The sequence below is a fragment of the Micromonospora sp. ATA51 genome (assembly GCF_016802855.1).
Classification (GTDB): domain Bacteria; phylum Actinomycetota; class Actinomycetes; order Mycobacteriales; family Micromonosporaceae; genus Micromonospora; species Micromonospora sicca.
In genome coordinates, this window is record NZ_JAEVHJ010000037.1 from 1 (window position 1) to 25,333 (window position 25,333).

The 25,333-nt window shown below is 73.4% G+C and carries 16 protein-coding genes and 6 pseudogenes; 10 read left to right on the forward strand and 12 right to left on the reverse strand.

Annotated features, from left to right (window positions below; genetic code table 11):
* On the forward strand, nt 1-572 hold a 572-nt coding region (locus tag JNW87_RS09115; RefSeq protein ID WP_238453473.1), incomplete at its 5' end, for a YaaA family protein.
* A 13-nt stretch (nt 573-585) separates the two neighbouring features.
* Here JNW87_RS09115 and JNW87_RS09120 read toward each other — a convergent pair.
* Nucleotides 586-1,562 (reverse strand): annotated as a pseudogene (locus JNW87_RS09120) (RNA-guided endonuclease InsQ/TnpB family protein).
* On the opposite strand from JNW87_RS09120, the pseudogene JNW87_RS09125 reads away from it, so the two are divergent.
* From JNW87_RS09125 to JNW87_RS09135, 3 pseudogenes are all read left to right on the forward strand, one after another.
* Nucleotides 1,559-1,744: pseudogene (locus JNW87_RS09125) on the forward strand (transposase); the annotation flags it as partial. The pseudogenes JNW87_RS09120 and JNW87_RS09125 overlap by 4 nt on opposite strands.
* A gap of 178 nt (nt 1,745-1,922) precedes the next feature.
* Nucleotides 1,923-2,586 (forward strand): annotated as a pseudogene (locus tag JNW87_RS09130) (hypothetical protein).
* Nucleotides 2,587-2,761: 175 nt separating this feature from the next.
* A pseudogene (locus tag JNW87_RS09135) lies at nt 2,762-3,669 on the forward strand (TAXI family TRAP transporter solute-binding subunit).
* Here JNW87_RS09135 and JNW87_RS09140 read toward each other — a convergent pair.
* The gene (locus JNW87_RS09140; RefSeq protein ID WP_238453475.1) at nt 3,608-5,095 is read right to left on the reverse strand and encodes a HAMP domain-containing sensor histidine kinase; all 1,488 of its coding nucleotides are present in this window, start codon (nt 5,093-5,095) and stop codon (nt 3,608-3,610) included. The pseudogene JNW87_RS09135 and the gene JNW87_RS09140 overlap by 62 nt on opposite strands.
* 9 nt (nt 5,096-5,104) lie before the next feature.
* Complete coding sequence (locus JNW87_RS09145) at nt 5,105-5,773, reverse strand: response regulator transcription factor (RefSeq protein WP_201749764.1); 669 nt, start codon at nt 5,771-5,773, stop codon at nt 5,105-5,107.
* A gap of 109 nt (nt 5,774-5,882) precedes the next feature.
* Between JNW87_RS09145 and JNW87_RS09150 the strand changes: the two genes are divergently transcribed.
* Nucleotides 5,883-7,154 carry a glycosyltransferase family 39 protein gene (locus JNW87_RS09150; RefSeq protein WP_236648125.1) on the forward strand — a complete coding sequence of 424 codons (1,272 nt, stop codon included), beginning with the start codon at nt 5,883-5,885 and terminating at the stop codon, nt 7,152-7,154.
* 46 nt (nt 7,155-7,200) lie between these two features.
* Here the strand turns inward: JNW87_RS09150 and JNW87_RS09155 are convergent, their stop codons facing one another.
* Complete coding sequence (locus tag JNW87_RS09155) at nt 7,201-7,512, reverse strand: hypothetical protein (protein WP_109803213.1); 312 nt, start codon at nt 7,510-7,512, stop codon at nt 7,201-7,203.
* Nucleotides 7,513-7,616: 104 nt separating this feature from the next.
* Between JNW87_RS09155 and JNW87_RS09160 the strand changes: the two genes are divergently transcribed.
* Nucleotides 7,617-7,958 carry a DUF952 domain-containing protein gene (locus JNW87_RS09160; protein ID WP_238453478.1) on the forward strand — a complete coding sequence of 114 codons (342 nt, stop codon included), beginning with the start codon at nt 7,617-7,619 and terminating at the stop codon, nt 7,956-7,958.
* Nucleotides 7,959-8,119: 161 nt separating this feature from the next.
* Nucleotides 8,120-8,658: pseudogene (locus JNW87_RS09165) on the forward strand (acyltransferase).
* A 57-nt stretch (nt 8,659-8,715) separates the two neighbouring features.
* Here the strand turns inward: JNW87_RS09165 and JNW87_RS09170 are convergent.
* The 4 genes and pseudogenes from JNW87_RS09170 to JNW87_RS09185 all read right to left on the reverse strand — a co-directional run bounded on the left by JNW87_RS09170 (nt 8,716) and on the right by JNW87_RS09185 (nt 15,079).
* Nucleotides 8,716-10,464 carry a CDP-glycerol glycerophosphotransferase family protein gene (locus tag JNW87_RS09170; RefSeq protein ID WP_109803199.1) on the reverse strand — a complete coding sequence of 583 codons (1,749 nt, stop codon included), beginning with the start codon at nt 10,462-10,464 and terminating at the stop codon, nt 8,716-8,718.
* A 191-nt stretch (nt 10,465-10,655) separates the two neighbouring features.
* Nucleotides 10,656-11,939 carry a nucleotide sugar dehydrogenase gene (locus tag JNW87_RS09175; protein ID WP_238453476.1) on the reverse strand — a complete coding sequence of 428 codons (1,284 nt, stop codon included), beginning with the start codon at nt 11,937-11,939 and terminating at the stop codon, nt 10,656-10,658.
* Between the two features lie 4 nt (nt 11,940-11,943).
* On the reverse strand, nt 11,944-13,512 hold the full coding sequence (locus JNW87_RS09180; protein ID WP_109803197.1) for a glycosyltransferase: 1,569 nt from the start codon (nt 13,510-13,512) through the stop codon (nt 11,944-11,946).
* Nucleotides 13,509-15,079 (reverse strand): annotated as a pseudogene (locus JNW87_RS09185) (glycosyltransferase family 4 protein). The gene JNW87_RS09180 and the pseudogene JNW87_RS09185 overlap by 4 nt, the downstream one beginning before the upstream one ends.
* A gap of 301 nt (nt 15,080-15,380) precedes the next feature.
* Here JNW87_RS09185 and JNW87_RS09190 point away from each other — a divergent pair.
* The 3 genes from JNW87_RS09190 (at nt 15,381) to JNW87_RS09200 (ending at nt 20,456) form a co-directional block, all read left to right on the forward strand.
* On the forward strand, nt 15,381-16,556 hold the full coding sequence (locus JNW87_RS09190; protein WP_236648124.1) for a hypothetical protein: 1,176 nt from the start codon (nt 15,381-15,383) through the stop codon (nt 16,554-16,556).
* Nucleotides 16,557-16,870: 314 nt separating this feature from the next.
* Complete coding sequence (locus JNW87_RS09195; RefSeq protein ID WP_109803194.1) at nt 16,871-18,316, forward strand: glycosyltransferase; 1,446 nt, start codon at nt 16,871-16,873, stop codon at nt 18,314-18,316.
* Nucleotides 18,317-18,824: 508 nt separating this feature from the next.
* On the forward strand, nt 18,825-20,456 hold the full coding sequence (locus JNW87_RS09200; protein WP_238453477.1) for a glycosyltransferase family 1 protein: 1,632 nt from the start codon (nt 18,825-18,827) through the stop codon (nt 20,454-20,456).
* Between the two features lie 157 nt (nt 20,457-20,613).
* On the opposite strand, the gene JNW87_RS09205 is transcribed toward JNW87_RS09200, so the two are convergent.
* The 4 genes from JNW87_RS09205 to JNW87_RS09220 all read right to left on the reverse strand — a co-directional run bounded on the left by JNW87_RS09205 (nt 20,614) and on the right by JNW87_RS09220 (nt 25,180).
* A complete protein-coding gene (locus JNW87_RS09205; RefSeq protein ID WP_109803193.1) occupies nt 20,614-22,227 on the reverse strand; it encodes a glycosyltransferase family 4 protein in 1,614 nt (537 codons plus the stop codon).
* Between the two features lie 31 nt (nt 22,228-22,258).
* Nucleotides 22,259-23,287 carry a Gfo/Idh/MocA family protein gene (locus JNW87_RS09210; RefSeq protein WP_109803192.1) on the reverse strand — a complete coding sequence of 343 codons (1,029 nt, stop codon included), beginning with the start codon at nt 23,285-23,287 and terminating at the stop codon, nt 22,259-22,261.
* Entirely contained in the window at nt 23,284-24,393 is a 1,110-nt protein-coding gene (locus JNW87_RS09215) for a DegT/DnrJ/EryC1/StrS aminotransferase family protein (protein WP_109803191.1), read from the reverse strand. Before JNW87_RS09215 ends, JNW87_RS09210 begins: the two co-directional genes overlap by 4 nt.
* 154 nt (nt 24,394-24,547) lie before the next feature.
* Nucleotides 24,548-25,180 carry a TetR/AcrR family transcriptional regulator gene (locus tag JNW87_RS09220; RefSeq protein ID WP_109803190.1) on the reverse strand — a complete coding sequence of 211 codons (633 nt, stop codon included), beginning with the start codon at nt 25,178-25,180 and terminating at the stop codon, nt 24,548-24,550.
* Between the last annotated feature and the right edge of the window lie 153 nt (nt 25,181-25,333).

The window sequence follows — 25,333 nt, forward strand, 5'->3', positions numbered from 1 at the left end:
CGGCCACCGCGCCGGCCGGCCGGATCTACACCTGGGTGCTCTACGAGGCGCTCGACCTGGCCACGCTGCCGCCCGCGGCGGAGCGGGCCGCCCGCCGGTCGGTGCTGATCAGTTCCGGCCTGTGGGGGGCCGTCCGGCTGACCGACCGGATCCCGCCGTACCGCTGCCCGGTCGGGGCGCGGCTGCCCGGGGTCGGCGCGTTGTCGGCGTACTGGCGGCGGGCCCTGGCCCCGGCGATCGTGACGGCCGCCGGGGCGGGGCCGGTGCTGGATCTGCGTTCCGGGGCGTACGCGGCCACCTGGACGCCCCGGGGCGAGCTGGCCGCCCGGACGGTGACCGTCCGGGTGCTGCACGAGCGGACGGTCGACGGGGTGCCCAGCCGCGCTGTGGTCAGCCACTTCAACAAGGCGACGAAGGGCCGGCTGGTCCGGGACCTGCTCACCGCCGGGGTCCGACCGCGGACCGCCGACGCCCTGGTCGGCGCGCTGCGGGACCTCAAGTACACGGTCGAGGAGCAGCCCGTGGCTGCCGGCCGCCCGCGCCAGCTCGACGTCGTGGTGACGGAGCTTTGACGTTCTCTCCGCCCTAAAGGGCGGAGGTTCCCTCCACGCTGCGCGTGGAACACGCGGCGTTCGGGCGGATTCCTGCTTCTCGGCGCGGTGCCGGTACGGATGCCGGTCTTGCCTGCGCTCCACAGGCGTTTAGCCTCTCGGCGCGTCCCGCCGCGAGGATGTTGATGGCTGCGTTGACGTCCCGGTCGTGGACCGGCCCGCACGGGCAGGTCCAGACCGGACGCTGAGCGGCAGCTTCTCGTTGATCCGCCCACAGTCAGAGCACATTCGGGTCGATGGGAAGAACCGATCGACTCGACCGAAAGTCCGCCCGTACCGGGCGGCCTTGTACTCCAGCATGTCGGTGAAGGCGGCCCAGCCCGCGTCGTGCACGGACTTGGCCAGCCGCGTCCGGCCGAGACCGACGACGCACAGGTCCTCGACGTACACCGCTTGGCTGTCGCGGATGATCCGTGTCGAGAGCTTGTGCTGCCAGTCCCGCCGGCTGTCGGCCACCCGGGCGTGCGCCCGGGCGACCTTGACGACGGCCTTGGCGCGGTTGTTGCTGCCCCGCTGCTTGCGGGACAGGTCCTGCTGCAACCGCTTGAGCTTGCGGGCGGCCCGGCGCAGGAACTTCGGGGCCGTGATCCTCTTGCCGTTGGACAGGACCGCGAAGTGGGTCAGGCCCAGGTCGATACCCACCTCGAACCCGACCGGCGGCAGCGGCTCATCTGTGGTCTGGACGACGAACGAGGCGAAGTACCGGCCCACCGCATCCTTGATCACCGTCACCGAGCTGGGCTCGGCCGGCAGGGTCCGGGACCAACGGACCGGCACCTCTCCGATCTTCGGCAGGCGCAGCCGGCCGTTGTCCAGCACGGCGAACCGGGAGTTCCTGGTGAACCGGATGGCCTGCCGGTTGTCCTTGCGTGACCGGAACCGCGGCGGCGCGACCTTGCGCCCCTTGCGCTCTTCCGACAGCGAGGCGAAGAAGTTGCGGTACGCAGTCAAAGCTGGTCAACAGCCTCAAGGGCGTGTCCTCGCGTCGGATGCGGCAGGAATTCCCCGACCTGCTGCCCCACTACTACCGGGTCAACCGGCTGTGGTCGGGCTCGTACTTCGCCGGGTCCGTAGGCGGCGCACCGCTGACCGTTCTGCGTCAATACATCGAGCAGCAGAACCGGCCGGGTTAGAGCACGCTCGGGCCATGGCGGCCCTCCTGCGCGGGCCTTCACCCCGGCCCTAAAGGGCGGAGCATCGGCCCGCACCCCGATAGCCGCAAGTTTTGCTCAAGGCTGGCGCGCACCCGTTTCGCCGCACCGGCCACCGGGCCACGGTTAGGGGACCCCGACGCCGACAAGGAGCGGTCCGATGGCCCTCGAACCCACCACCCTGCTCGACCGGCCCCGCCTGCCGTCGACACCGCCACCACTGGACTGGCTGACCCTGGCCGACGCGTTCGAGGTCGCCTGCCTGGTGCGCTGCACCCCGCCACCGGCCACGGACGGCCGCCGGCCGACCGTCGAGACGTATCGGGGCGGGGTCGCCGAGTTCAACCGGGAGGACGCGGCGCGCCGGATGCGGCAGCTGCTCGTTCGGCTCGACGTGCCGGTGGAGCACGAGTTGACCACGGGCGGCCTGCGCCGCCGGTACGAGCTGCACCGGCTGTCCGTGCCGCGGGAGCAGCGGTCGGCGTACGCGACGCTGCTGGAGGCCGGCTGGCGGCAGGGCCGCCGGGAACTGCTCGGCGGGCCGGTGCCCGGTGCGTCGACCGCCCGGCGGGTGTGGCGGCCCCGGCTGGCCGCCGCCGCCTGGCGCTCGGCGTTGCTGGCCGGCGGCCGGCACGTCCGCCGGCACATCCTCGGTGTCCGGCTGACCGACCGGGAGCTGGCGGCGGTGCTGGTCCGCGGCGCCGCCCTGCTGCGACGTCCCGGCGCTGCTCCGGCCGGGCGCCGGCTGCTTCGTGGTGAGCGTCGCGCACGGCCCGCACCGGGACCGGATCCTGGACAGCGCCGCCCTCGCCCCCGCCTGCTGACCCCGGCCGACTGCGGACGCCGGGCGGACGCGACCGTCGGGCAAAGTCCCCGGCGCGGCAGCGGGGCACCCGCCGGACCGGGCGGGCTTGCGCGCGGCGGCGTGCACGGCGCACAGTGCAGCCCGTGAGCCGTAGCTGGTCTGTCCGCCGTCCGCGCCGGGCCGCCGCGCCGCTGATGGTGCTGATGCTGGTGACCGCGCTGGCCGGGCTCGGCGCTGCCGGGACGAACGCGCCGAACCGGTGCGGATCCGGATCGCGACCGGCAGCCCGACCGCGGTCTACCACGCCTTCGGGCAGTCGCTGGCGGCGGTCCTCAACCGGGAGCTGCCCGGGGTGCGGGCCAGCGTGGTGGTCACCGCCGCGTCCGCGCAGAACGTCCGGCTGGTCGGGTCCGGCGAGGCCGAACTGGGCTTCACCCAGGCCGACGTGTTGCCGACCGCGGCGCCGGAGCAGCCCGGCGTGCTCGCCGTGGCCCGGGTCTACGACGACCTGCTGCACCTGGTCACCACCGCCGGGACGCCGGTACGGACGCTGGCCGACCTGCGCGGGCGGCGGGTCTCGGTGGGCGCGGAGGGCTCCGGCACCGAGGTCACCGCCACCCGGCTGCTGGACGTGGCCCGGCTCGGCGGCGACGTGGTCCGCCAGGAGCACCTGAGCCTGGACGATTCGGTCGCCGCGCTGCGCGCCGGCCGGATCGACGCCTTCTTCTTCTCCGGCGGCCTGCCGGTCCGCGGCGTGGAGGAGCTGGCCAAGGCCACCGCCGTCCGGATCGTCGACCTGGGCGAGTGGACCGAGCCGCTGCGCCGCGGGTACGGGCAGGTCTACGTGACCCGGGACGTCCCCCGGTCGGTGTACGGGGCCCCGCCGGTCAGCACGGTGGCGAACCCGAACTATCTGATCGTCCGCGCCGACCTGCCCGAGGCGCTGGTCCGCGAGGTGACCCGGCTGCTGATGGAGCGCCGGGCGGAGCTGGCCGCCGCGCATCCGGCCGCCGGCCGGATGAGCCCCCGCTCGGCGATCGTCACCACCCCGCTGCCGCTGCATCCCGGCGCCGCCGACTGGTACCGGGCGACCAAGCCCTAACCGGCGTCGGAGCCGACCGGCTCGACGGACTCGGCGTCGTCGGCGTCGACGCGGCCTCGTCCGGGGCCGGGAACCACAGCTCCGCGACCAGCCCCCGGGGCTCCCCCGGCCGCATGGTGAGCCGGCCGTCCGAGGCGTCCACCAGCACCGCGACGATGGTCAACCCCAGCCCGGCGCCGTCGACGTTCTGCACGTCCGGGGCCCGCCAGAACCGCTCGGTGGCCTGGCCGAGCTGGCTCGCGGTCATGCCCGGGCCGGTGTCCCGCACCTCCAGCGCGGTGCCCCCGTCGGCCGGGCGGACGGTGACGGTGACCTCTCCCCCGTCGCCGCTGAACTTCACCGCGTTGTCGATCAACGCGTCGAGCGCCTGGTCGATGGCGGTGGGGACGGTCCGGGCGTACGCGGGGGCGTCGACCGTGACGAGCCGGAGGGCGACCGACCGGTGCCGGGCCAGCGGCTGCCAGGCGGTCACCCGGGAGGCGGCCAGCTCCACGGCGTCCACGCTGATCCGCTGGTTCTCCTCCCGTTCGGCCCGGGCCAGGGTGAGCAGCGCGTCGAGCACCCGGGCCAACCGGTCGGTCTCTTCCAGCGCCAGGCGGTGCTCGGCGCGGCCGTCCGGGTCGGTGAGGCTCGGCCCCAGCTCCTCCACCCGCAGCCGCAGCGCGGTCAACGGGTTGCGCAGCTGGTGGCTGGCGTGCGCGACGAAGGCGCGCTGCCGGTCCATCACGTCGGAGACCGCGTCGGCCATGTTGTTGAAGCTCGCCGCCAGCCGGCGCAGCTCCGGCGGGCCCAGGCGCGGGCGGACCCGCGCGCCCCGGTCGCCCTCGGCGATCTCGTGGGTCACCGCGTCCAGCTCGGTGACCGGGCGCAGCACCCAGCCGGCCAGCCCGAACGCGGTGGACACGCAGGCCAGCACCGCGAGCAGGCCGATCCCGGCGAGCAGCAGCCACCAGGAGGTGACGGTACGCCGCACCCGGTCGACCGGGGTGGCGGTCACCACCGCGCCCAGCACCTCGCCGCCGTCGTTGATCGGGACCGCCACCACCACCGGCCCGTCCGCCCAGGGCCACACCGAATCGGGCCCGCTGAACTGCTGCCCGGCCAGCGCGGTGTCCAGCGCCGACGCGGTGCCGTGGCCGGGCTCCCAACTGGTGGAGGCGACCACCGTACGGCCGTCCCGATCGACCACGGCCGCGCCGATGCCGTACAGCTCGTCGTAGGCGCCCAGCTCACCGTCGAGCGGGCCGGGTACGCCGCCGCGCAGCGCCGGACCGGCCAGCGAGGCGAAGCGGGTGGCGTCGGCGAGCCGGTCGGCGCGGACCCGGTCGGTCTCGCGGCTGGCCAGGGTGGCCGCCAGCGGCGTCTCCAGCGCCAGCAGCACCAGCACCATCAGCAGCAGGTAGCTGATCACCAGCCGACGACGCACCGGGCCTCCTCACTCGCCGCGGAGCCGGTAGCCGACCCCGCGGACCGTCTCCACCAGGGTCGGGTCGCCGAGCTTGCCGCGCAGCGAGCCCACGTGCACCTCCACGGTGTGCCGGTCGGCCCAGGTGGTGCCCCAGACGTCGAGCAGGATCCGGTCCCGGGGCACGGCCACCCCGGGTTGCCGGGCGAGGGAGACCAGGATGTCGAACTCCTTGCGGGTGAGGGCGACCGACCGACCGGCCACGCGCACCGTCCGCCCGGCCACGTCGATCCGGACCGGCCCGGCCTCGATCAGGTTCCGCTCCGGCACGGTGTGGGCGGCCCGGCGCAGCACCGCCTCGATCCGGGCCTGCAGCTCCACCATCGAGAAGGGCTTGACCACGTAGTCGTCGGCGCCGAGCCGCAGGCCGAGCACCCGGTCGCGTTCCTCGCCCCGGGCGGTCACCGCGATGATGCCGAGCTGGCTGCTGCGCCGGCGCAGTTCCCGGCACAGGTCCGTGCCGTCGCCGTCGGGCAGGGTCAGGTCGAGCAGCACCAGGTCGCAGGGGGCGGCCGACAGGGCGGCGGCGACGGTGGCCGCGTGTTCCACCTCGTAGCCGCGCCGGGTGAGGGCGGACGACAGGGCGGCGGCGACCCGACGGTCGTCCTCGACCAGGAGGATCCGCACCCGTGCCCCCATCCCCTCGACGTGCTGCCCACGAATGGTGGCAGACGGGCCCGCGCGGCGGGAGCCCCCGTCCCTCGCCGGGTCGGATGCCACCGGACCCGGTGAGTTAAGGTCTTGCCTTGTGTCCGCTCCCGCTGCCGCGCACGACGAGTCCGCGCCTCACCGCGACGTCGACGCCCCGACTGCGCTCGACCCGGACCGCCCCACCGGCGCGCCAGGTCCCGCCGCTCGGGAGGGCCGGGTGGACGAGCCGACCGACGAGCGCCGACCGGCGTCCTGGCGGCGGTTCCCGGCGGCGCAGGCGGTGGCGCTCTACGCCCTGCTGCGGCTCAGCGGGCTGATCATCCTCGCGCTCTTCGCCCACCGCGCGGGTGCGGACTTCTGGTCCCTGCTGCACAGCCGGTTCGACGGCATCTGGTACGTGCAGATCGCCAACGACGGGTACGACGCGGGCCTGGCGAACAACCACCACCCGGAGTCCCGCAGCACGCTGCCCAACCTGCCGTTCTTCCCGCTCTACCCGGGGCTCATCGCGGCGGTCGCCGCCGTGACCCCGTTCTCCACGCAGGTCGCCGCGCTGATCGTCTCCTGGCTGGCCGGGCTGGCCGCCGCCTGGGGGATCTACGCGGTCGGCGCCCACCTCGGCTCCCGCCGGGTCGGCCTGCTCCTGGTCGGCCTCTGGGCGGTGCTCCCGCACGCCATCGTGCAGAACATGGCGTACACGGAGACGATCTTCACCGCGCTCGTCGCGTGGACGCTCTACGCGCTGCTGCGCCGGCAGTGGGTGGCCGCCGGCCTGCTCTGCCTGGTCGCCGGCCTCGCCCGACCCACCGCGACGACGCTGGCCGCCGCGGTCGGGGTGACCGCGCTGGTGGCGATCGTCCGCCGGCAGGACGGCTGGCGGCCGTGGGCGGCGGCGGCGCTCTCCCCGCTCGGCTACCTGGGCTACCTGGCCTGGATCGGGCACCGGCTGGGCCGGGCCGACGGCTACTTCCACATGCAGGAGACGGCCTGGAAGATCGGCTTCGACGGCGGCGTGTCGACGGTCAACACCTTGATGGAGGTGCTGACCGAGCCGTCGCGACTGGCGCCCTACATGTCCACCCTGCTGCTGGGCATGGCGGTGGTGCTGATCGCGCTGCTCGTCCTGCACCGCTACCCGCTGCCCCTGGTGATCTACTCGATCGCCTTCTTCCTGATCAGCGTCGGCACGGAGAACTACTACTGGGCGAAGGGGCGCTACCTGGTGCCCGCCTTCACGCTCCTCCTGCCGATCGCCATGGGGCTCGCCAAGGCCCGGCGGAGCACCGTGCTCACCGTCTTCGCGTTCCTCGTGCTCGTCTCCGGCTGGTACGGCACGTACCTGAGCCTGGTCTGGAAGTCGTCGCCGTAGCCCTCCGGCGACCCGATGGCGGGGCCGCCGACGCCCACCGGCCCGGTCAAAGGCCGAAGACCTCGTCGGCGGTGGCGTCCCGGACCCCGTCGACGAAGCCGCGGAAGCCGGGGTCGTGGTGGCTGAGCGGCACGCTGGTCACCGCCACGCCGGTGGCCTGGGTGACGGCGTCGACCAGCGGCGGATAGTCGCTCTCCGACGCGCCGAGGGTGTCGTCGTCCGCCTCGGCCAGGTTGATCACGTGCTGCACGTCCTCGCTGGGGGTGTCCGGGTCGCCGGCCCACTCGGTGCCGGCCTGGTGGCACTCGTCGTAGACGGCCCGCTGACCGTCGGTCCAGTCGTCGTCGTAGCTCGCCATCGGCATCCCTCCGCACCTGTCGCATCCGAGCATGCCGGTTGGGCGGGCCCGCTCGGGGCGGTACCGGTGAACCGACCGGCGCGCCGCCCTAGGCTGCGGTGGTGATGATGATCTACAAGATTCTGTCGACCGACGAGTGGGACCGGGCCCGCGCCGCGGGGCACTTCACCGGCACGGCCATGGACCACCAGGACGGGTACATCCACCTCTCCGGCCCCGACCAGGTGGTGGAGACCGCTCGCCGGGTGTTCGGCGGGGTCACCGGGCTCACGCTGCTCAGCGTCGACCCGGACCGGCTGGGCGGGGCGCTGCGCTGGGAGCCGTCCCGGGGCGGGGCGCTCTTCCCGCACCTCTACGGCGTGCTGCCGGTCGACGCGGTGCTCGCGGCGGAGGCGTTGCCGGCGGACACACCCGCCGCCGACGCGGTGGCGGCGCTGCTCGGCTGACGGCCTCGTTATGCTACGCCGAGCCCGCGCCCCGGCCTCGGCAGCGAGAGTCCGGGGCGGCCGGGCGGTCCTGGCCCGCGCGGCCGCGACGGTCAACCGGCGCGGCAACCACGCGGCACCGACGGCGCGACGACGCGCCCTGCGACGATGCGAGTTGAAGGATGACTGACACCAACGACCGGTCCCCTGTCTTCGTCCACCCGACGGCCGACGTGGAGGAGGGCGCCCAGGTCGGCGACGGCACCAAGGTCTGGCACCTGGCCCACATCCGCTCGACCGCGCAGGTCGGCGCCGGCTGCGTCATCGGGCGCAACGTGTACGTCGACGCCGGCGTCACGGTCGGCGACCTGGTGAAGATCCAGAACAACGTCTCCGTCTACCAGGGCGTGACCATCGAGGACGAGGTCTTCGTGGGCCCGTGCGCGGTCTTCACCAACGACTTCCGCCCGCGCGCCCAGAACCCGGACTGGAAGATCACCCCGACGCTGGTCCGCCGGGGCGCCTCGATCGGCGCCAACGCCACCCTGGTCTGCGGGATCGAGGTCGGCGAGTTCGCGATGATCGCCGCCGGTTCGGTGGTGACCAAGGACGTCCAGCCGTACCAGCTGTCGCCGGCAACCCGGCGCGGCCGAAGGGCTGGGTCGACGAGCGGGGCGAGGTCATCTCCCGGGACGTCGACAACCCGCCGCAGCGGGGCTGACGCACGCAGCGGGGGGGCGACGGCCGTCGGCCGTCGCCCCCTTTCGTCGCGCGGCGGTCAGTCGCAGAGGCGGTCGATCTCCGCCCGGAACCGGTCCATCGGGTTCACCCCGGCGGGTCCGAGCAGGTACTCCTTCAGTTCCCGCCGCGCCTCGGTCATCGGGTCGTCCCCAGCCCGGGTGACGGTGATCACCTTCGCCAGCTCACCGCAGTCCGGGGAGAGCAGGTACGCCGCCCGGGCGGTCGGATACGTCCGCCGGAACTCGTCCTCGGGCAGGCCCGCCGGGTTGGCCACCACGTACGGCCGCTCGCTCTGCACGAAGTCGGAGACCACGCTGGAGACGTCGCTGATCAGCAGGTCGGTGGTGTTGAAGCAGTCGAATAGGGCCGGCGTACGGCCGGTGACCACCAGGTGGGCGGTGCCGTCCAGCGAGGTGGCGTCGGTGTCCCCGCCGGCGGCGCGGATCCGGGTGACGATCCGCTTGTGCGCCGCCCGGGCCTGCTTCGACCGGGTGCCGGTCAGCGGGTGCGGCTTGTAGACCACCCGGACCCCGCCGGTGGCGAGCAGCCCGGTCACGATCCGCTCCCCCATCAGCACCAGCGAGGTGTGGTACGGGTCGTCGTCGAGCCAGCCCTCCCAGGTGGGAGCGTAGAGCACGGTGAACGGGCGGTCGGTGGCCGCCGAGCCGAAGGTATGCACCCCGGCGAGCTGCGGGCGGCCGATCTCCACGATGTCGCGGTCCAGCACGCCCACCCCGGCGCGGGCGTACCGCTCCCGGCCGGCCGGACCGGCCACCCAGACCTCGTCGTACACCTTACTGTAGGGGTTGACGCTGGCCTGCTTGTCGCTGTCGCCGTGGCCGACGAAGACGTGCTTCACGCCCGGCTCGCGGAGCAGGTGGATGTTGGCGCCGACGTTGGCCGCGTACAGGGCGAACCGGATGGTGCTCAGGTCGAGGTTCATGAAGTCGACGCCGGCCGGTACGCAGGCCACCGGCAGCCGGGTGTCGGCCAGCTCGCGGAACGCCTCCTCGGCGCGCAGCAGCACGACCGCCCGGTGCCCGGCCGCCTCGATCGGCGCGAGCCACATGTTGGCCTGGTAGACGTCTTTCGCCGGGCCGGCGAAGTAGAGCGCCACCTCGGGCCGCTCCCGGCGCAGCCAGGCATCCAGCGCCGGCAGCACCCCCGGCGTCCGGCCCCGCCCGCGCAGCCAGCTCAGCGCTAGCACCGCCGCCGTCACCGCGCCCACGGCGAGGGTGACCAGCCCGGTCACCACCACCGGCGTCACCCGGTCGGTCAGCGCGGCCACCACGGCCGCCGGCACGAGCAGCAGGTTGAGCAGCGGCAGCCGGTCCCCCTCGATGCGGCGCGCCCAGGCCGGCGGGGCCGGCACCCGGCCCGACCCGCCCAGGTCGATGTTGCGGGTGTACGCCGGGGTGCTGGCCCGCCGCTCGCCGAGCACCGCGAGGGCGCCGGTGCCGACCGCGAGGGCCCAGAGCGCGGCGGGCAGCAGCATGACGACGACTGTGCCGCCCACGCTCGGGCGGACCGCGCTGACGGCCAGCAGGACGACCGACAGGTCCCGGGTGAGCTGCCGCCAGACCAGCCCGAGCCCGCCCTTCTCCAGCAGCTCGCCGGTCGCGGCGAACCGGGTGGCGAGGGCGAACTCACCGGCGATGGCGACCAGCCCCGCGACCGCGAACGGGACCACCCAGCCGAAGACGCCGGCCAGGACCATGATCCCGTACGCCAGCAGCACCGCGCCGACCGTGGCGATGCCCTGCTGGCTCCGTACTCTGCTGAACAAGGAACGCTCCCTGTCTGCCCACCGGCGTCGATGAGATCCGATACCGGGCGGCTGCGGCCTTGAACGGGCCAGGTAACCCAAGTATTGCCCGGGTGAACGGCCGACGACCCCTCGCCACCGGTGTCCGCCGGGCGGCGCAAACGCAGTGGGCCCCGGCCGCGACGGCCGGGGCCCACTGGCGGGCGAACGGGTCAGCCGCCGATGACCACCCGGCGGACGCCGGTCCAGCGGGCCGGGTCGGTGACCCGGCGGCCGTCGACCAGCACCGTCACGCCCGGCAGGTCGGCCGGGGCGAGGGTGCGGTACTCGGCGTGGTCGGCCTGGATCACGGCCGCCCCGATCGGCTCGCCGTCGTAGCCCGGCAGGCCGTGCGCGACCAGCTCCTCGTTGGTGTACATCGGGTCGGAGACGTACGGCTTGGCGCCCCGGGCGCGCAGCGCCTCGACGGTCGGGAAGACGCCGGAGAAGGCGGTCTCCTTGACGCCACCCCGGTACGCGGCGCCGAGCACCAGCACCCCGACGTCGGTCAGGTCGCCGTACGCGGCGGCGAGCAGGTCGACGGCGTACTCCGGCATGGCGGCGTTGGCCTCGCGGGCCGAGCGCACGACGGTGGCGGCCGGGTCGTTCCACAGGTACATCCGCGGGTAGATCGGGATGCAGTGCCCGCCGACCGCGATGCCCGGCGAGTGGATGTGGCTGTACGGCTGGGTGTTGCAGGCCTCGATCACCTTGGTCACGTCGACGCCCACGGTGTCGGCGAACCGGGCGAACTGGTTCGCCAGGCCGATGTTGACGTCCCGGTAGGTGGTCTCCGCGAGCTTGGCCAGCTCGGACGCCTCCGCGGAGCCGAGGTCCCAGACACCGTTCGGGCGGTTCAGGTCGGCCCGCTCGTCGAAGTCCAGCACCGCCTCGTAGAAGCGCACGCCGTGCTCGGCCGACGCCTCGTCGATGCCCCCGACCAGCTTCGGGTAGCGGCGCAGGTCGGCGAAGACCCGACCGGTGAGCACCCGCTCCGGGCTGAAGACCAGGTGGAAGTCCTTGCCGGCGGTGAGCCCGGAGCCCTCCTCGAGCATGGGCGCCCAGCGGTTGCGGGTGGTGCCGACGGGCAGCGTGGTCTCGTAGCTGACCAGCGTGCCCGGCTTGAGGCCGGCGGCGATGGCCCGGGTGGCGTCGTCCATCCAGCCGAAGTCCGGCACCCCGTCGGCGTCCACGAAGAGCGGGACGACCACGACGACCGCCTCCGACTCGGCGACCGCGGCGGCGGTGTCGGTGGTGGCCGACAGGAGCCCGGCGGCCACCGCCTCCTTCAGCTTGACGTCCAGGTCGGTCTCACCCGGGAACGGCACCGCCCCGTCGTTGACCAGCCGCACGACCCGCTCGGAGACGTCGGCACCGATCACCCGGTGCCCCTTCGAGGCGAACTGCACGGCGAGCGGCAGACCGATCTTTCCCAGCGCGACGACGCAGATGTTCATGGAACTACTTTCCTCCTGAGGGCCAGATTCGGCGGAGACGGGCAATGAACCGACGGGGGGTCACCGGCGTGATCGCGACGATCACCTGGCCCTTGTGGTTCGTGGTGGGCGTGACGAGGTGGAGCCGGACACCGTGGCGGGCCACCCGGCGCGGCGCCGCAAGGCGGCGGTCCGTCCGCAGCGGTGCGGACGCGATCCCGCCCAACGCGGTCACCTCGGCCCGTACCACCCGACGTTCCCCGTTCGGCGTGACGACCGCGAGCAGCTGGTCCACCGCGAAGTCCGTCCGTACGACGGTACCGGGGCCGCCCGGGGCGACCGAAGTGACACCCGCCAACTCGCCCACACTGACCCGGACCGCGTCCGCGGCGAACTCGGCCAGCTGCGCCCAGCGGCTCTGCGCGGTGATCACCAGGGCGGGACCGCCGGTGGCGTCCTGCCCCCAGGCCAGCTCGGTCGCGGTCAGCTTCGCCATCAGCTTGGCGGCCTGGGCGGTGGCGTCGTACCAGTCGTCCGGATAGCCCAGCCTCGGGTCCCGGAAGCCGACGTAGTGGGCGTACCAGCGGTCGCCGGCGATGGTCACCTCCGGCAGCACCGTGTCCGCCTGCTGGCGGATCAGCTCGCGCAGCCGGTCCAGGTCGGCGTCCCGGGCCACGACCATCCGCAGCCGGACGTCGGGCGCCATCGCCGCGACGATCCCGTCGGTGAGGTACGCCTCGGCGAGCTTGCGGATCCGGTCGTGGACCTGCTGCTGGACGTCCGGGCCGAGGTCGAGGAACTCGGGCCGCAGCAGCTTCGCCACCTCCCAGGTGAAGTGGCGCAGCAGGATCGCGTCGCGGCGGCGGCCCGGCTCGATCAGCCCGGCGACGAAGCCGACCAGCTCCTCGGCGCAGCGCAGCCGCTCCTCGAACCGGCTGGCGTAGGTGATGTTCTGCGCGTTGTCCCGTTTGACCGCGTAGTAGAACTCGTAGTCGGCGAGGACGGAGATCTTGGCGGCCCGGAAGCAGGCCTCGAGGGTGAAGGGCTGGTCGCTGCCCATCGGCATGTCCTCGCGGAACCGCAGGCCGTGCCGTTCGATCAGGTCCCGACGGAACAGCTTGGTGTTCGAAAGCGACCAGGGCAGCGGGCTGTCGAACAGGTCCACCTGCTCCTGGGTGCTGGCGTAGATCGCCTGGTGGACGTAGCGCTTGTTGGTGCCGACCATCCGGCCGAGCACCACGTCGGAGCCCCAGCGGTCGGCCGCGTCGACCAGGCGCTCCAGCGCCTCCGGGCCGAGGTGGTCGTCCGAGCCGATGAAGAAGACGTACCGCCCGCGCGCGTGGTCCAGGGCACGGTTGCTCGGCACCGCCGGGCCGCCCGAATTGGGCTGGTGGAGCACGGTGACGGTGCCCGGGTAGCGCTCGGCGAACCGGTCCAGCTCCGCCCCGCTGCCGTCGGTGGACCCGTCGTCGACCGCGACCACCTCCAGCCGGTCCAGGCCGATGGTCTGCTCGACGAGGGAGTTGAGGCAGGTGGTGAGGTACGGCATGGTGTTGTAGACGGCGACGACCACCGTCACGTCCGGCTGGCTCACGCGCCCACCCCCACCGAGGTCGGGGCGCCGCCGGAGGCCGGGGCGGTGCCCGGCGTCGGGCGCGGCCGGTCGGGCAGCAGCCGGGAGTACACCCCGTCCAGCACCTCCGCCTGCGCCTCCCACGTCCACTGCGCCAGCAGCCCCGGCCGCTCGTACGCGGCCGGTAGCGGGTCGGGTCGGCCAGGACCGCCCGGACCGCGCGGACGAAGTCCGCCACGTCCTCGGCCCGGAACACCTCACCCTGCCCGGTCTCCCGGACAGTCTCGGCCATGGTCCGCACGTCGGAGACGACCAGCGGGAGGCGGGCGTGTGAATACTCGAAGAACTTGGTGATCAGCGCGATCTCGTGATTCGGCCAGTGCTGGATCGGGATGACCCCGACCTGCGCGCCGGAGAGGAACGGCACCACCTGGTGGTGCGGCACGTACGGCAGGACGTGCACCCGGCCGGCGACGCCCAGCTCCCCGGCCCGGGTGAGCAGGCCCTTGACGTACGCCGACGCGGGCTTGTTCACCACCAGGGCGACGTGCGCGTCGGGCAGCTCCGGCAGCGCCTCGACCATCACGCCGAGGCCCCGCTTCGCGGCGGCCACCCCGCTGTAGACCAGCAGCGGGGTCTGCGGACCGATGCCGCACAACGCACGGATGTCCGGCACCGGGGCGGTCGGGTCGGCGGGCAGCTCGTCCACCGCGGGGGCGTTCAACACCACCGCCGGACGCTCCGTCAGGCCGTGCTCGCCCTGCAGCAGGTCGGCCAGGCCGCCGGAGACGGTCATGGTGGCGTCGGCGTACGGGACGTACTCCCGCTCGTGGGCGACGTTCCCCGGCAGCCAGCGGGCGTTGTCCCGCCATGGCTGCACGCCGGGGAGGTACTCGTGGGCGTCCCAGACCAGGGCGATCCGCCGGCCCTTGGCGGCGGCCCGGATCTTGGCGCGGGCGCCCACCCCGATCATCCGGAAGTCGTTGGCGTGGATCAGGTCCGGGGCCAGCTCGTCGACCACCGGGCCGTAGGCCAGCTCGTAGTCCCACAGGCCCGGCTCCAGCCGGCGCCAGGCGCCGTCGCCGCGCAGCTTCTGCCAGAACAGCGTGTACGCCCGGTCCCACGGCCCGTCGAGCTTGCGGCCCCGGCGGGCCTGGGTGAACTGGCGGTTGCGGAACGAGACCCAGCGGCGGGCCAGGCCGGCGAGCTTCTCCTCGGCGCGCAGCGCGCGCCAGGACAGCCCGGAGGGCGTGCCGGAGGCGGCCTCCCGGGCGGCGGCGGTCAGCGCGGCCCGCCGGACCCCCAGGTCGGCGCGCCAGGCCTTGACCGCCTGGATGCGGTGGGCGGCGATGCCGCTGGGCGGGTAGGCCAGCGGCCGGCGCAGCCAGGCGCGGCGGAACTCGTGCCGCCGCTTGGCCAGCGGCTCGGGCATGGGGACCAGCCGGACCTGGGCGCCGCCGAGCTGCCAGGTCCGCGGCTGCCCGACCGGCGCCCGGCCGACGAGGACGACCTCCCAGCCGGCTTCCGCCGCCGAGCGCGCCGCCTTTTGCACCCGGGAGTCACCGTCGACCCCGTTGTCCACCAGCATGACGACCCGTCCCCGGGTGCCCGCCGCTGCGGTAGTGCCGTCAGATCCCATTCCTGCCCGTCTCCGTGTCAGCCAGCACCGCGCCCGCGGACCCGAGCGAGTCTACGACAACGCATCGGCCGGAAAGGTCCGCCGCCGTCGGTGGTCCGCGCCCTCACGCGCCGGTTGCTACCCTCCATGCTGTTCAACGACCGGTGACGTCGGGAGTTCGCGGGACGGGCCGGCGTCGAACCTCCCGGCGGACCGGGTGTGCCTTCGGATCACCCCAGCTCAGCGCGGACGGGATCGCAAAATGGACGTGATGACGACCGAGGAACCAGGCCGGCCGACGCCGGCCGCGGAGCCGGCGAGCCCCGCCCCGGGCCGGGCGGCCCTCGGACGGCGGCTGTGGGACGCCGCTCGGTACGCGCTGCCCGCGCTCGCGGTCTACGCCGCGATCCGCCTGGTGGGGCTGCTGACCGTCTACCTCTGGGCCCGCAACGTGGGCGCCTCCCCCGGCAAGGGGCTGACCCGGGCGGACGGGAACTGGTACCTCGCGATCGCCCAGCACGGGTACGACGGGTACGAGAAGACGCAGAGCAACATGGCGTTCTTCCCGCTCTACCCCGGTCTCACCGCGGGTCTGGACCGGATCTCCCCGCTCAGCCCGCGCGAGGCGGCGCTGATCGTGGCGTGGCTGGCCGGCCTGGCGGCCGCCTGGGGGCTGTTCGCGATCGGCGCGTACCTGCACGACCGGCGTACCGGCGTGCTGCTCGCCGCGCTCTGGGCCGCGGTGCCGCACGGCGTGGTGGAGTCGATGGGCTACAGCGAGAGCCTGTTCACCGCCCTGGCCGCTTGGACGCTGTACGCGCTGCTGCGCCGCCGCTGGCTCACCGCCGGGGTGGTCTGCCTGTTCGCCGGCCTCACCCGGCCGACCGCCTCGTCGCTGATCGCGGTGGTGGGGCTGGCCGCGCTGCTGGCGATCGTCCGGCGCCGGGACGGCTGGCGGCCATGGGTCGCCCTGCTGCTCGCCCCCGCGGGCTGGCTCGCGTACCTGGCCTGGGTGGGCGTCCGGACCGGGCGGCCGGACGGCTGGTTCCACATCCAGTCCGCCGGCTGGGGCACCACCTTCGACTTCGGCGTCTACACGCTGCGGTGGGGCCAGCTGGTCCTGTCAGAGGTGGCCATGCTGCCGATGCTCGTGGTCACCGTGGTGGCGTTGCTGGCGATCATGTTCTTCGTGCTGAGCCTGCTCGACCGGCAACCCTGGCAGTTGCTGCTGTACAGCGGGCTGCTGCTGGTCACCACGCTCGGCGCGGCCGGCTACTACCACTCCAAGGCGCGCTTCCTGCTGCCGGCGTTCCCACTGCTGCTCCCGGCGGCCGTGGGCCTGGCCCGGGCCGGCTGGGCCCGGGCGGTCACGGTGCTGGTGCCGGTGACGGCCTTCTCGGCCTACTTCGGCGGGTACCTGCTGCTGATCTGGCGGTATTCGCCCTGACCGGTCAGCGGGAGAGTGACCGGACGCCGGTCGGCGGCCGTGGGGCCGGGGCCCGCCCGGCGGCGGCACGTCCGGCGCCCGCGACGGCGCTATTGTAGTGTCCGCGCTCTGTCCGAGGGTCGTTTCGCGACCATCGGCGGAGCAGACACCGCCTCCGGCCGACCACAAGGTACGGCGTACCGCTGATGGAAAGGTCCCTCCCGGCATGGTCCCGCTCGGTGGACGCCCGACGTCGTCGCCTCCCGACCGGGTGGCGAGGACCGGCCGTCCGGGTCACGACGCCGCATCTCCCCACCTCCCCAGGATCGGAATCGATGAACAACGGGCGAAATCTCTGGGACTCGTTGAAGCTCCCCCGGGCGCGACGGTCCGGGTCCCGACCGCACATGATCTACCTGGCGATCGGCTTTCCCCCCGCGGCCAAGAGCTGCGCCTACCGGATGCGCGAGACGGCCAACCAGTTCGCCGCGGCCGGCTGGGACGTGACCGCCGTCACCATCATCGACGAGGCGTGGGAGCGGGAGTACGGCCTGGACCACACCCTCGCCGCCGGGGTGGACTCCCGGGTCCGGGTGGTCAAGCTGCCGCTGGTCCGCGACGACCTGGAGACCGACATCCGGGCGTTCAGCGAGACCCGCGCCCTGGCCCACAAGGACTACCTGGCCCAGTTGCGCAAGCGGAACCTCAAGGTCTTCCCCGAGCCGGTCTTCGGCGGGTGGCGGCCGGCGCTGGAGAAGGCCCTGGTGCAGATCCACCGGGACAAGCCGGCCGACCTGCTGGTGACGACCTGCGCCCCGTACGTGAACCTCGCGGCGACCTGGAAGCTCTGGGAGACGCACCAGGTCCCGTACGTGGTCGACTTCCGCGACGGCTGGTCCGTCGACGTGATCAACAACGGCGAGGCGTTCCCGAAGGAGTCGGTCTCCGGGCAGTGGGAGATCAAGCTGCTCACCAACGCGATCGCCATCTGGAACGTCAACGAGCCGATCTCCCGCTGGTACCGAGAGCGGTACCCGGAGCTCGCGCACAAGATGCGGGTCGTGCGCAACGGCTACGACGCGTCCAGCATCCCGGCCCAGGCCCGGCCGGTGACCCCCGACCGCCCGCTGACCTTCGGCTACCTGGGCGCGCTGAACCTGCCGGTGCCGCTGCTCGACGCGGTCCTGCAGGGCTGGCGGACCGCCCGCGCCGAGGACCCGGCGCTGAAGGACGCGCGCTTCGAGGTGCGCGGCCACATCGGCGCCGCCTGGGCGCGCGGTGACAACGCGCACGCCGAGTTGCTGAAGGCCGCCGCCGCGGACGGCGTGGTGGTCGGCGGTTCCGTGCCCAAGGCCGAGGTCATCGACCTGTACGCCCGCTGGGACGCGGTCGTGCTGATGGTGACCGGCGGCCGGTACATGACCTCCGGGAAGGTCTACGAGTACATGGCAACCGGCCTGCCGGTCGTCTCCGCGCACGAGGCGGACCACGACGCCTCGACGGTGCTGTCGACGTACCCGCTCTGGACCGGGGCGGTCGGCCTGGACCCGGCCGAGCTGGCCGGCGCGTTCCGCCGGGCCGCCGCGTTCGCCCTCAACGCCACCGAGGCCGACCGGGAGAAGGCGCGGGCCGAGGCGAAGCAGTACGCCCGGGAGGCGCAGCTCATCCCGGCCGTTCAGGAGGTCACCGAGCTGGTGCACGGCACCGGCGGACGGACCGGCACCCCGCCCGTTTCCCCCGCCGGCGCTGCTCGCGTACTGGCCAGAGAAGGTAGGTCATGATCGAGGTCCTGATGGTCCTAGGAGCCGTCCCCGGCCGGGTGGCGGTCCTGACCGACGCGCTCGAGCAGTTCCGGTCCCTCGGGGTCACGGTGCGCGTCGCCTGCACCTTCGACCCGGACAAGATCCCGGCCGCGGCCGACCTCGCCGAGCTGCACCTGCTGCCCACGGCCAAGGAGCTCGGCCCCCGCTTCGGCCGGATGGTCAAGCGGGCCAGCCCGGCCCGCCGCCCGTGGCTGCGCGCCCAGCGCGACCCGTGGGTCCGGCGCCACGCCAAGCGGGCCGACGTCCTGGTCGCCCTGGACCAGCAGGCGCTGCACACCGTCTGGCAGCTGGCCCACCGCTACCGCCGGGCCGACGCCGTCTTCGGCCTCGCCCCCGCGCTGCGCGCCGTGGAGAAGCGGTCGGCGATCCGGCCCGGTACCGCCGTCCCCGGCTCACCACCCTCGGCCCCTCGCCTCTGCTGGCGGTCAACAACACCCGCAGCCAGACCATCGACCTGGCCAAGGTGGTGCTGGACGCGGCCACCGGGCAGAAGGCCATGCGCCTCGGCGCGGTCCGCTGGTTCTGGCAGCGGGCGGTGGCCGCGCCCGGCGTCCCCGAGCGGTACCGGGGCAAGATCGCCCGGCGGGTCAACACCAGCATGCACCGGGCCGGGCACAAGGCCAGCGCCAACCAGCTGGCGCTGGCGGCGCAGGGCCGGCTGAAGAGCAACACCACCAAGGGCCACCTCCTCGGCCCGATCGTCGAGGCGGAGCTGAACCAGGGCAAGGTGCCGGTGCACCTGATGACCGTCGCCAAGGGTCAGCTCGCCGCCGCCGACGCCTTCCTCAAGAAGCGGAACCCGGGCAAGGCGGCCCCGCACGTGCTGCGCGCGTTCGACCTGATGTTCCACCGGATCGCGCACTTCGACGGCGTCACCTCGCCGCTGGCCGAGGACCCGGAGGGCTTCCTCGCGCCGCTGCACGGGAGCAAGGTGGGGCAGGCGATGGCCACGCCGCGGGGCAGGCGGGCGCCAGCCCAGTTCCCGCCGGCGGACCGGCCGCACCGGATGCTCTTCTTCACCGGGCTGAACGACAACTTCCTCGCCCCGATCCTCGAGCGGTACGAGGCGATGCCCGACGTGCAGGTGCGCCGGCTCAACCTGGTCGAGGAGTCGATCCGCCCGGTGCTCAGCAACGGCCGGACGAACCTGGTCCACCACATGCTCGCCGGCACCTCCAAGCGGGCGGAGGAGGTGGCGGAGGCCTGGGGCGAGCACCTCGCCTGGGCGGACACGGTCTTCGTGGACTGGTGCAACCTGCCCGCCGCGATGCTCACCACGATCGACCCCGGCACCACCCGGGTGATCGTGCGCCTGCACAGCTTCGAGGCCTTCAGCTGGTGGCCGCACCTGGCCGACTGGTCCCGGGTCGACGACCTGGTCTTCGTCTCGGAGCACCTGCGTGACCTGACGCTGGCGGCCGTGCCGCGGCTGCGCGCCCCGCAGGGGCCGCGCACGCACGTGGTCAGCAACGCGATGGAGCTGCACCGGTACGCGGGGCCGAAGACGGGCGACGCGCGGTTCACGCTCGGGCTGATCGGGCTCAGCTCGCTGGCCAAGGACCCGCGCTGGGCCCTGGCGGTGCTGCGCGAGCTGCGCAAGCGGGACGAGCGGTACCGGCTCAAGCTGATCGGCGACGACCTGCGCGCCTCGCTCAGCCCGGCGGTGCGGGCGTACGTCGCGGAGCTGGACCGGGAGCTGGCCGAGCTGGAGTCCTCCGGCGCGGTGATCCGGACCGGCCGGACCGAGGACGTGCGGGGGGCGCTGACCGACGTGGGCGTCATCCTGAGCACCTCGGTGCGGGAGAGCTTCCATTGCGGACTGGTCGAGGGCGCCGCCAGCGGCGCCGTGCCGGTGGTCCGGGACTGGCCGTTCTTCGCGGGCCGGCAGCACAGCGCGCGCAGCCTCTTCCCGAGCGACTGGGTGGTGGGCACGCCGGAGGAGGCCGCGGAGCGGATCCTCGCCGTCACCGCGTCGGAGGACGGCTGGCGCGAGGCCGGTCAGGCCGCGGCCTCCCACGTGCTGAGCACGTGGGACTGGTCGGTCACCCAGAAGGACTTCGACCGCCTGCTGCTGGAGCCACCGGCCACCGCCGGCTGACCGTCGGCCCGAACAGCACCGGGGCCGTCCCGCCATCGCGGGAGCCCGGTCGTCTTGTCGTGGGCTTTCGGCGGCGCCCGGTGCGGCACGGCGGGTCCACCGGGGACGAAGACGGACGGACCGGCTCCGCCCTGGGGCGGAGCGGCCCGTCCTCGCGTCAGTGGGTGGTACCCGCCAGCTCCCGCTGGTCGCCGGGGACCCGGGCCGCCGGCACGGTGCCGCCGGCGGCCGCGGCGGGGATGCCCAGCAGGCCGCTGTAGACCTGGTCGAGGACCCGCGCCTGGGCCTCCCAGGTCCAGCCCTCCAGCAGGCCGGGTTTGTCGTACGCGGCCCGGTAGCGTGCCGGGTCGGCGAGCACGGCCCGGACGGCCCGGACGTAGTCGGTCAGGTCCTCGGCCCGGAAGACCTCGCCCTGCCCGGTGTCCCGGGCGGTCTGGGCCATGGTCTTCACGTCACTGACCACGATGGGCAGTCGCGCGTGCGAGTACTCCAGGAACTTCGTGATCAGCGCCAGCTCGTGGTTGGGCTTGTGGTGGATCGGGATGACGCCCGCGTCCGCCGCGGACAGGAACGGGACGACCTGCCAGTGCTTGACGTACGGCAGCAGGTGCACCCGGTCGCCGACGCCCAGCTCCACGGCCCGTTCCAGCAGCGTCTCCGAGAACCGGTTGTCCCCGTTCGGGTTCATCGTCACGAAGGCGACGTGCACCTCGGGCAGCTCCGGCAGCGCCTCCACCATGAGCTGGACGCCCCGGCTCGGGTTCACGGCGCCGGCGTAGACCAGCACCGGCGTCCGCTCGTCCACCCCGCAGAGCGCCCGCAGGTCGGGCGTGTCGCCGTCGGCGTCGGCCGGCGGCGCCATCGGCGCGTTGAGCACCACCGCCGGCCGTTCCGGCAGGGCGTGCGTCTCCTGGAGCAGCTCGGCGAGCGTGTCGGAGACCGTCACCACCGCGTCCGGGTAGGCGGCGTACTCGGCGGTGTAGGCGATCTGGGCCGGCAGCCAGCGGGGGTTGTCGGCCCGACCGGTGATGCCGCCGACGAACTCGTGGGCGTCCCAGACCAGCTTGGTGTCGCGGCCGGCGGCCCGGGCCCGCAGCATCGCCCGCGCCCCGACGCCGAGCATCCGGAAGTCGTTGGCGTGGATGATGTCCGGCTCGAGCTCGTCGATCGCGGTGCGGAAGGCCAGCTCGAAGTCCCACAGGCCCGGGTCCAGCCGGCGCCAGCTGCGGTTGCCCAGCAGCGCCTGCCAGCTCCTGATCGGCAGCTTGGTGAGCAGCGAGTCCGGGTCGACCTGACGCTCGCGCAGCCGACGGGTCTCACCGGCCCGGAACTTCACCCACCGGGCCAGCACCACCGCCGCGGCGCGGGACGGCAGCTGCGCCGTCCGGCCGACGACGGCCGGCAGCCGGCCGCCGAGGACCTGCGCCCGGATCCGGCGCTCGTAGAGTTCGGCCTGCCAGGCCTTGATCTCCTGGATCCGGTACGCGGCCTTCGTCCCCGGCGGGTACGCCAGCGGCCGGCGCAGCGAACGGCTGCTGTCCCGGGGGAGCCGGTGCAGCGGCTTGGGCACCCGCAGCAGCCGGACCTCCGCCCCGCCGATCTGCCAGGTGTCCGTGTCGGAACGGGCGTTGCGGATGCCGAGGAGGAAGACCTCCCAGCCGGCGTCCGCGGCCGACCGGGCGGCCTTCTGGACCCGGGAGTCGCCGTGCACCCCGTTGTCGACGAGCATGACGACCCGGCCGCGCGACCCGGTCGTGCTGTTGGAAGCCATCGTGTATCCCTCCCCCTGGAATGCGCTGCGGCTAGCGGGCGACGGCCGGTTCGTCGCTCTGGCTCGACGCCACGGAGACGACCTTGCCGTCGGAGGCGGACTCCAGGAGGCCGGCGGCCACCTGCACCGTGCGCAGACCCTGCCGCAGGGTGACGATGTCGCTCTGCTTGCCCTCGACCGCGTCGCGGAACCGCTCGTGCTCGACGAGCAGCGGCTCCCGCTTCGGGATCGCGTAGCGCACCATGTCGCCCTCGGCCACCCCGCGGAACGCGCGCAGCGCCTCCCACTCGGTGTCGATGGCGCCGTTGGCGTAGAAGGTCAGGTCGGCGGTGAGCGTGTCGGCCACGAAGCAGCCCCGGTCACCGGTGATCACGGTGGACCGCTCCTTGAGCGGGCTGAGCCAGTTGACCAGGTGGTTCACCATCGTGCCGTCGGCGAGCTGGCCGACCACGGCCACCATGTCCTCGTGCAGCCGGCCGCTGCGGGAGACGGTGCGGGCCGACACCGAGGCGTACTCCTGGCCGGTCACCCAGGCGGTGAGGTCGATGTCGTGGGTGGCCAGGTCCATCACCACGCCGACGTCGGCGATCCGGTGCGGGAACGGCCCCTGCCGCCGGGTGACGACCTGGTAGACCTCGCCCAGTTCGCCGGCCTCGAGCCGGCTGCGCAGGTTCTGCAGGGACGGGTTGTAGCGCTCGATGTGCCCGACCCCGGCGACCAGGCCGGCGGCCTCGAACGCCTCGACGAGCCGGGTCGCCGCCTCGACCGACTGGGCCAGCGGCTTCTCGATCAGCGCGCTGACCCCGTTGGCCGCCAGCTCCAGGCCGACCTGCTCGTGCAGCGCGGTCGGGCAGGCGACCACCGCGTAGTCGATGCCCATGGCCAGCAGGTCACCGAGCTGCGGCACCACCGGGGCGCGCAGCGTGCCGGTGACGTCGCCGGCCGGGTCGACGATGCCGACCAGCTCGACGCCGTCCAGGTTGGACAGCACGCGGGCGTGGTTGCGGCCCATCGCGCCGAGGCCGATCAGGCCGGCGCGCAGCTTGCGTCCGCCGCTCATCGGGCACCCCCGGCGAGGTTGGCGGCCTCGGCGATCCGCTCCAGGTCGGCCTGGGTCAGCGACGGGTGGACCGGCAGCGAGACCACCTCGGCGGCGGCCCGCTCGGTCTCCGGCAGCTCCCATGGGCCGGGCTTGCCGTCCTCGGTGAGGTACGGCTTGAGCCGGTGGATCGGCGTCGGGTAGTAGACGGCGTTGCCGATGCCCAGCTCGGTCAGGCGGGCCTGGGCGGCGTCCCGGTCGCCCTTCACCCGCACCGTGTACTGGTGGTAGACGTGCTTGGCCGCGTCCGCCACCGGCGGGGTGACCATGCCGGTGATGTTGGAGTCGAGGTACTTGGCGTTGGCCCGGCGCTGCTCGGTCCACTCGCCGAGCTGACCGAGCTGCACCCGGCCGATCGCGGCGGCCACGTCGGTCATCCGCATGTTGGCGCCGACGATCTCGTTGGCGTACCGCTGCTCCATGCCCTGGTTGCGCAGCAGCCGCAGGGTGCGGGCCAGCTCCGCGTCGGCGGTGGTGACCATGCCGCCCTCGAGGGCGTGCATGTTCTTCGTCGGGTAGAAGCTGAAGCAGCCGGCGGTGCCGAAGGCGCCGACCGGGGTGCCGTGGAGGCTCGCGCCGTGGGCCTGGGCGGCGTCCTCGACGACGGCGAGGCCGTGCTGCTCGGCGATGGCCATGATCCGGTCCATCGCGGCCGGGTGGCCGTACAGGTGCACCGGCATGATGGCCACGGTCCGCGGGGTGACCGCGGCGGCCACGGCCTCCGGGTCCACGCAGAAGCTGCCCGGCTCGATGTCCACGAAGACCGGCTCGGCGCCGACCAGCCGGACGGCGTTGGCGCTGGCGGCGAAGGAGAACGAGGGCACGATGACCTCGTCGCCGGGGCCGAAGCCGAGCGCCATCAGGGTGAGCTGCAGAGCGGACGTGCCGGAGTTCACGGCCACGCAGTGCCGGCCGGCGACGAGCTCGCCGAACTCCTCCTCGAACGCCGCGACTTCCGGGCCCTGCACGACCCGGCCGCTCCGCAGCACCCGGACAGCCGCCTCGATCTCGGCCTCACCGATGATCGGTCGTGCTGGGGGGATGAACTCTGGGTGCGGCCCAGCCATGGGGCTTCCTCCTGTCGACAAAATGCTCATTGGGGGTTCCGGGGGGATGGTAGCGGGTTCGGTGGAAAACTAGCTGGTCGCGGTAATTGTCCGACCAGTTGTCTCCTGTTGTTCATGATCGACGAGTCGGGTCGCGAACGACGCGCAGCGGGGGTCAAATCTCCACCTCGTCGCGGACGGGCCCCACGCATGCTACCCGGAGCGCCGCGACGATCGCGGTCGCCATTCGCGGCACCTCCTCCGTCCGCAGCGGCGCCCGGGCGATGGCCAGCCGCCAGTAGATCGGCCCGACGATCAGGTCGACCGCCGCCTGCGGGTCGGTGTCGGTGGGAAGCTCCCCGCGCTCGACGGCCCGGCCGATCAGGATCCGGCCGACCGCCTGCTGGTAGTCGTCGAGTGCCTGCTGGAGCTTCTCGGCGATCTGCGGGTTGCGGGCGGCCTCGGCGAGCAGGTCCGGGATGATCTGTGAGGCCAGCCGGTGACGCAGCGCACGAGCCATCACGTGCAGCAGGATCTCCAGGTCGCCGAGGAGGCTGCCGGTGTCGAGCAGCGGCAGGTTGCGCCCGGCCACGGCGGAGACCATGTCCAGCACCAGGTCGAGCTTGGAACGCCACCGGCGATAGATGGCCGTCTTGCTCACCCCGGCCCGCCGGGCCACCGCCTCGATGGAGAGGCGGCCGTAGCCGACCTCGGCCAACTCCTGCATGACGGCAGCGCGGATGGCCGTGGTGATCTCGCCGCGCAGCACCGCCGCACCGGCCGGCGCACGCCTCTTCTCGGTCGTCACGTGGGACAATGTAGCGCAACGACGATACGGTTGCGTCCCGACGTGTTTTGGACTACCTTCCACGCAGCAGCGAGGCGGCGCTCCCCGCACTGGCCACGCTAGATTTCATCGCCGCGACACATCACTTGCTCCCCATCGGCACGGAAGATCGGA

Excerpts from the sequence above, each read along its gene's own strand:
- JNW87_RS09155 (WP_109803213.1), bottom strand. The coding sequence starts at position 7,512 with ATGGCGAGCTACGACGACGACTGGACCGACGGTCAGCGGGCCGTCTAC.
- JNW87_RS09175 (WP_238453476.1), bottom strand. The coding sequence starts at position 11,939 with ATGAACATCTGCGTCGTCGCGCTGGGAAAGATCGGTCTGCCGCTCGCC.
- JNW87_RS09210 (WP_109803192.1), bottom strand. The coding sequence starts at position 23,287 with ATGAGCGGCGGACGCAAGCTGCGCGCCGGCCTGATCGGCCTCGGCGCG.
- JNW87_RS09195 (WP_109803194.1), top strand. The coding sequence starts at position 16,871 with ATGAACAACGGGCGAAATCTCTGGGACTCGTTGAAGCTCCCCCGGGCG.
- JNW87_RS09190 (WP_236648124.1), top strand. The coding sequence starts at position 15,381 with ATGACGACCGAGGAACCAGGCCGGCCGACGCCGGCCGCGGAGCCGGCG.
- JNW87_RS09160 (WP_238453478.1), top strand. The coding sequence starts at position 7,617 with ATGATGATCTACAAGATTCTGTCGACCGACGAGTGGGACCGGGCCCGC.
- JNW87_RS09205 (WP_109803193.1), bottom strand. The coding sequence starts at position 22,227 with ATGGCTTCCAACAGCACGACCGGGTCGCGCGGCCGGGTCGTCATGCTC.
- JNW87_RS09145 (WP_201749764.1), bottom strand. The coding sequence starts at position 5,773 with ATGGGGGCACGGGTGCGGATCCTCCTGGTCGAGGACGACCGTCGGGTC.
- JNW87_RS09215 (WP_109803191.1), bottom strand. The coding sequence starts at position 24,393 with ATGGCTGGGCCGCACCCAGAGTTCATCCCCCCAGCACGACCGATCATC.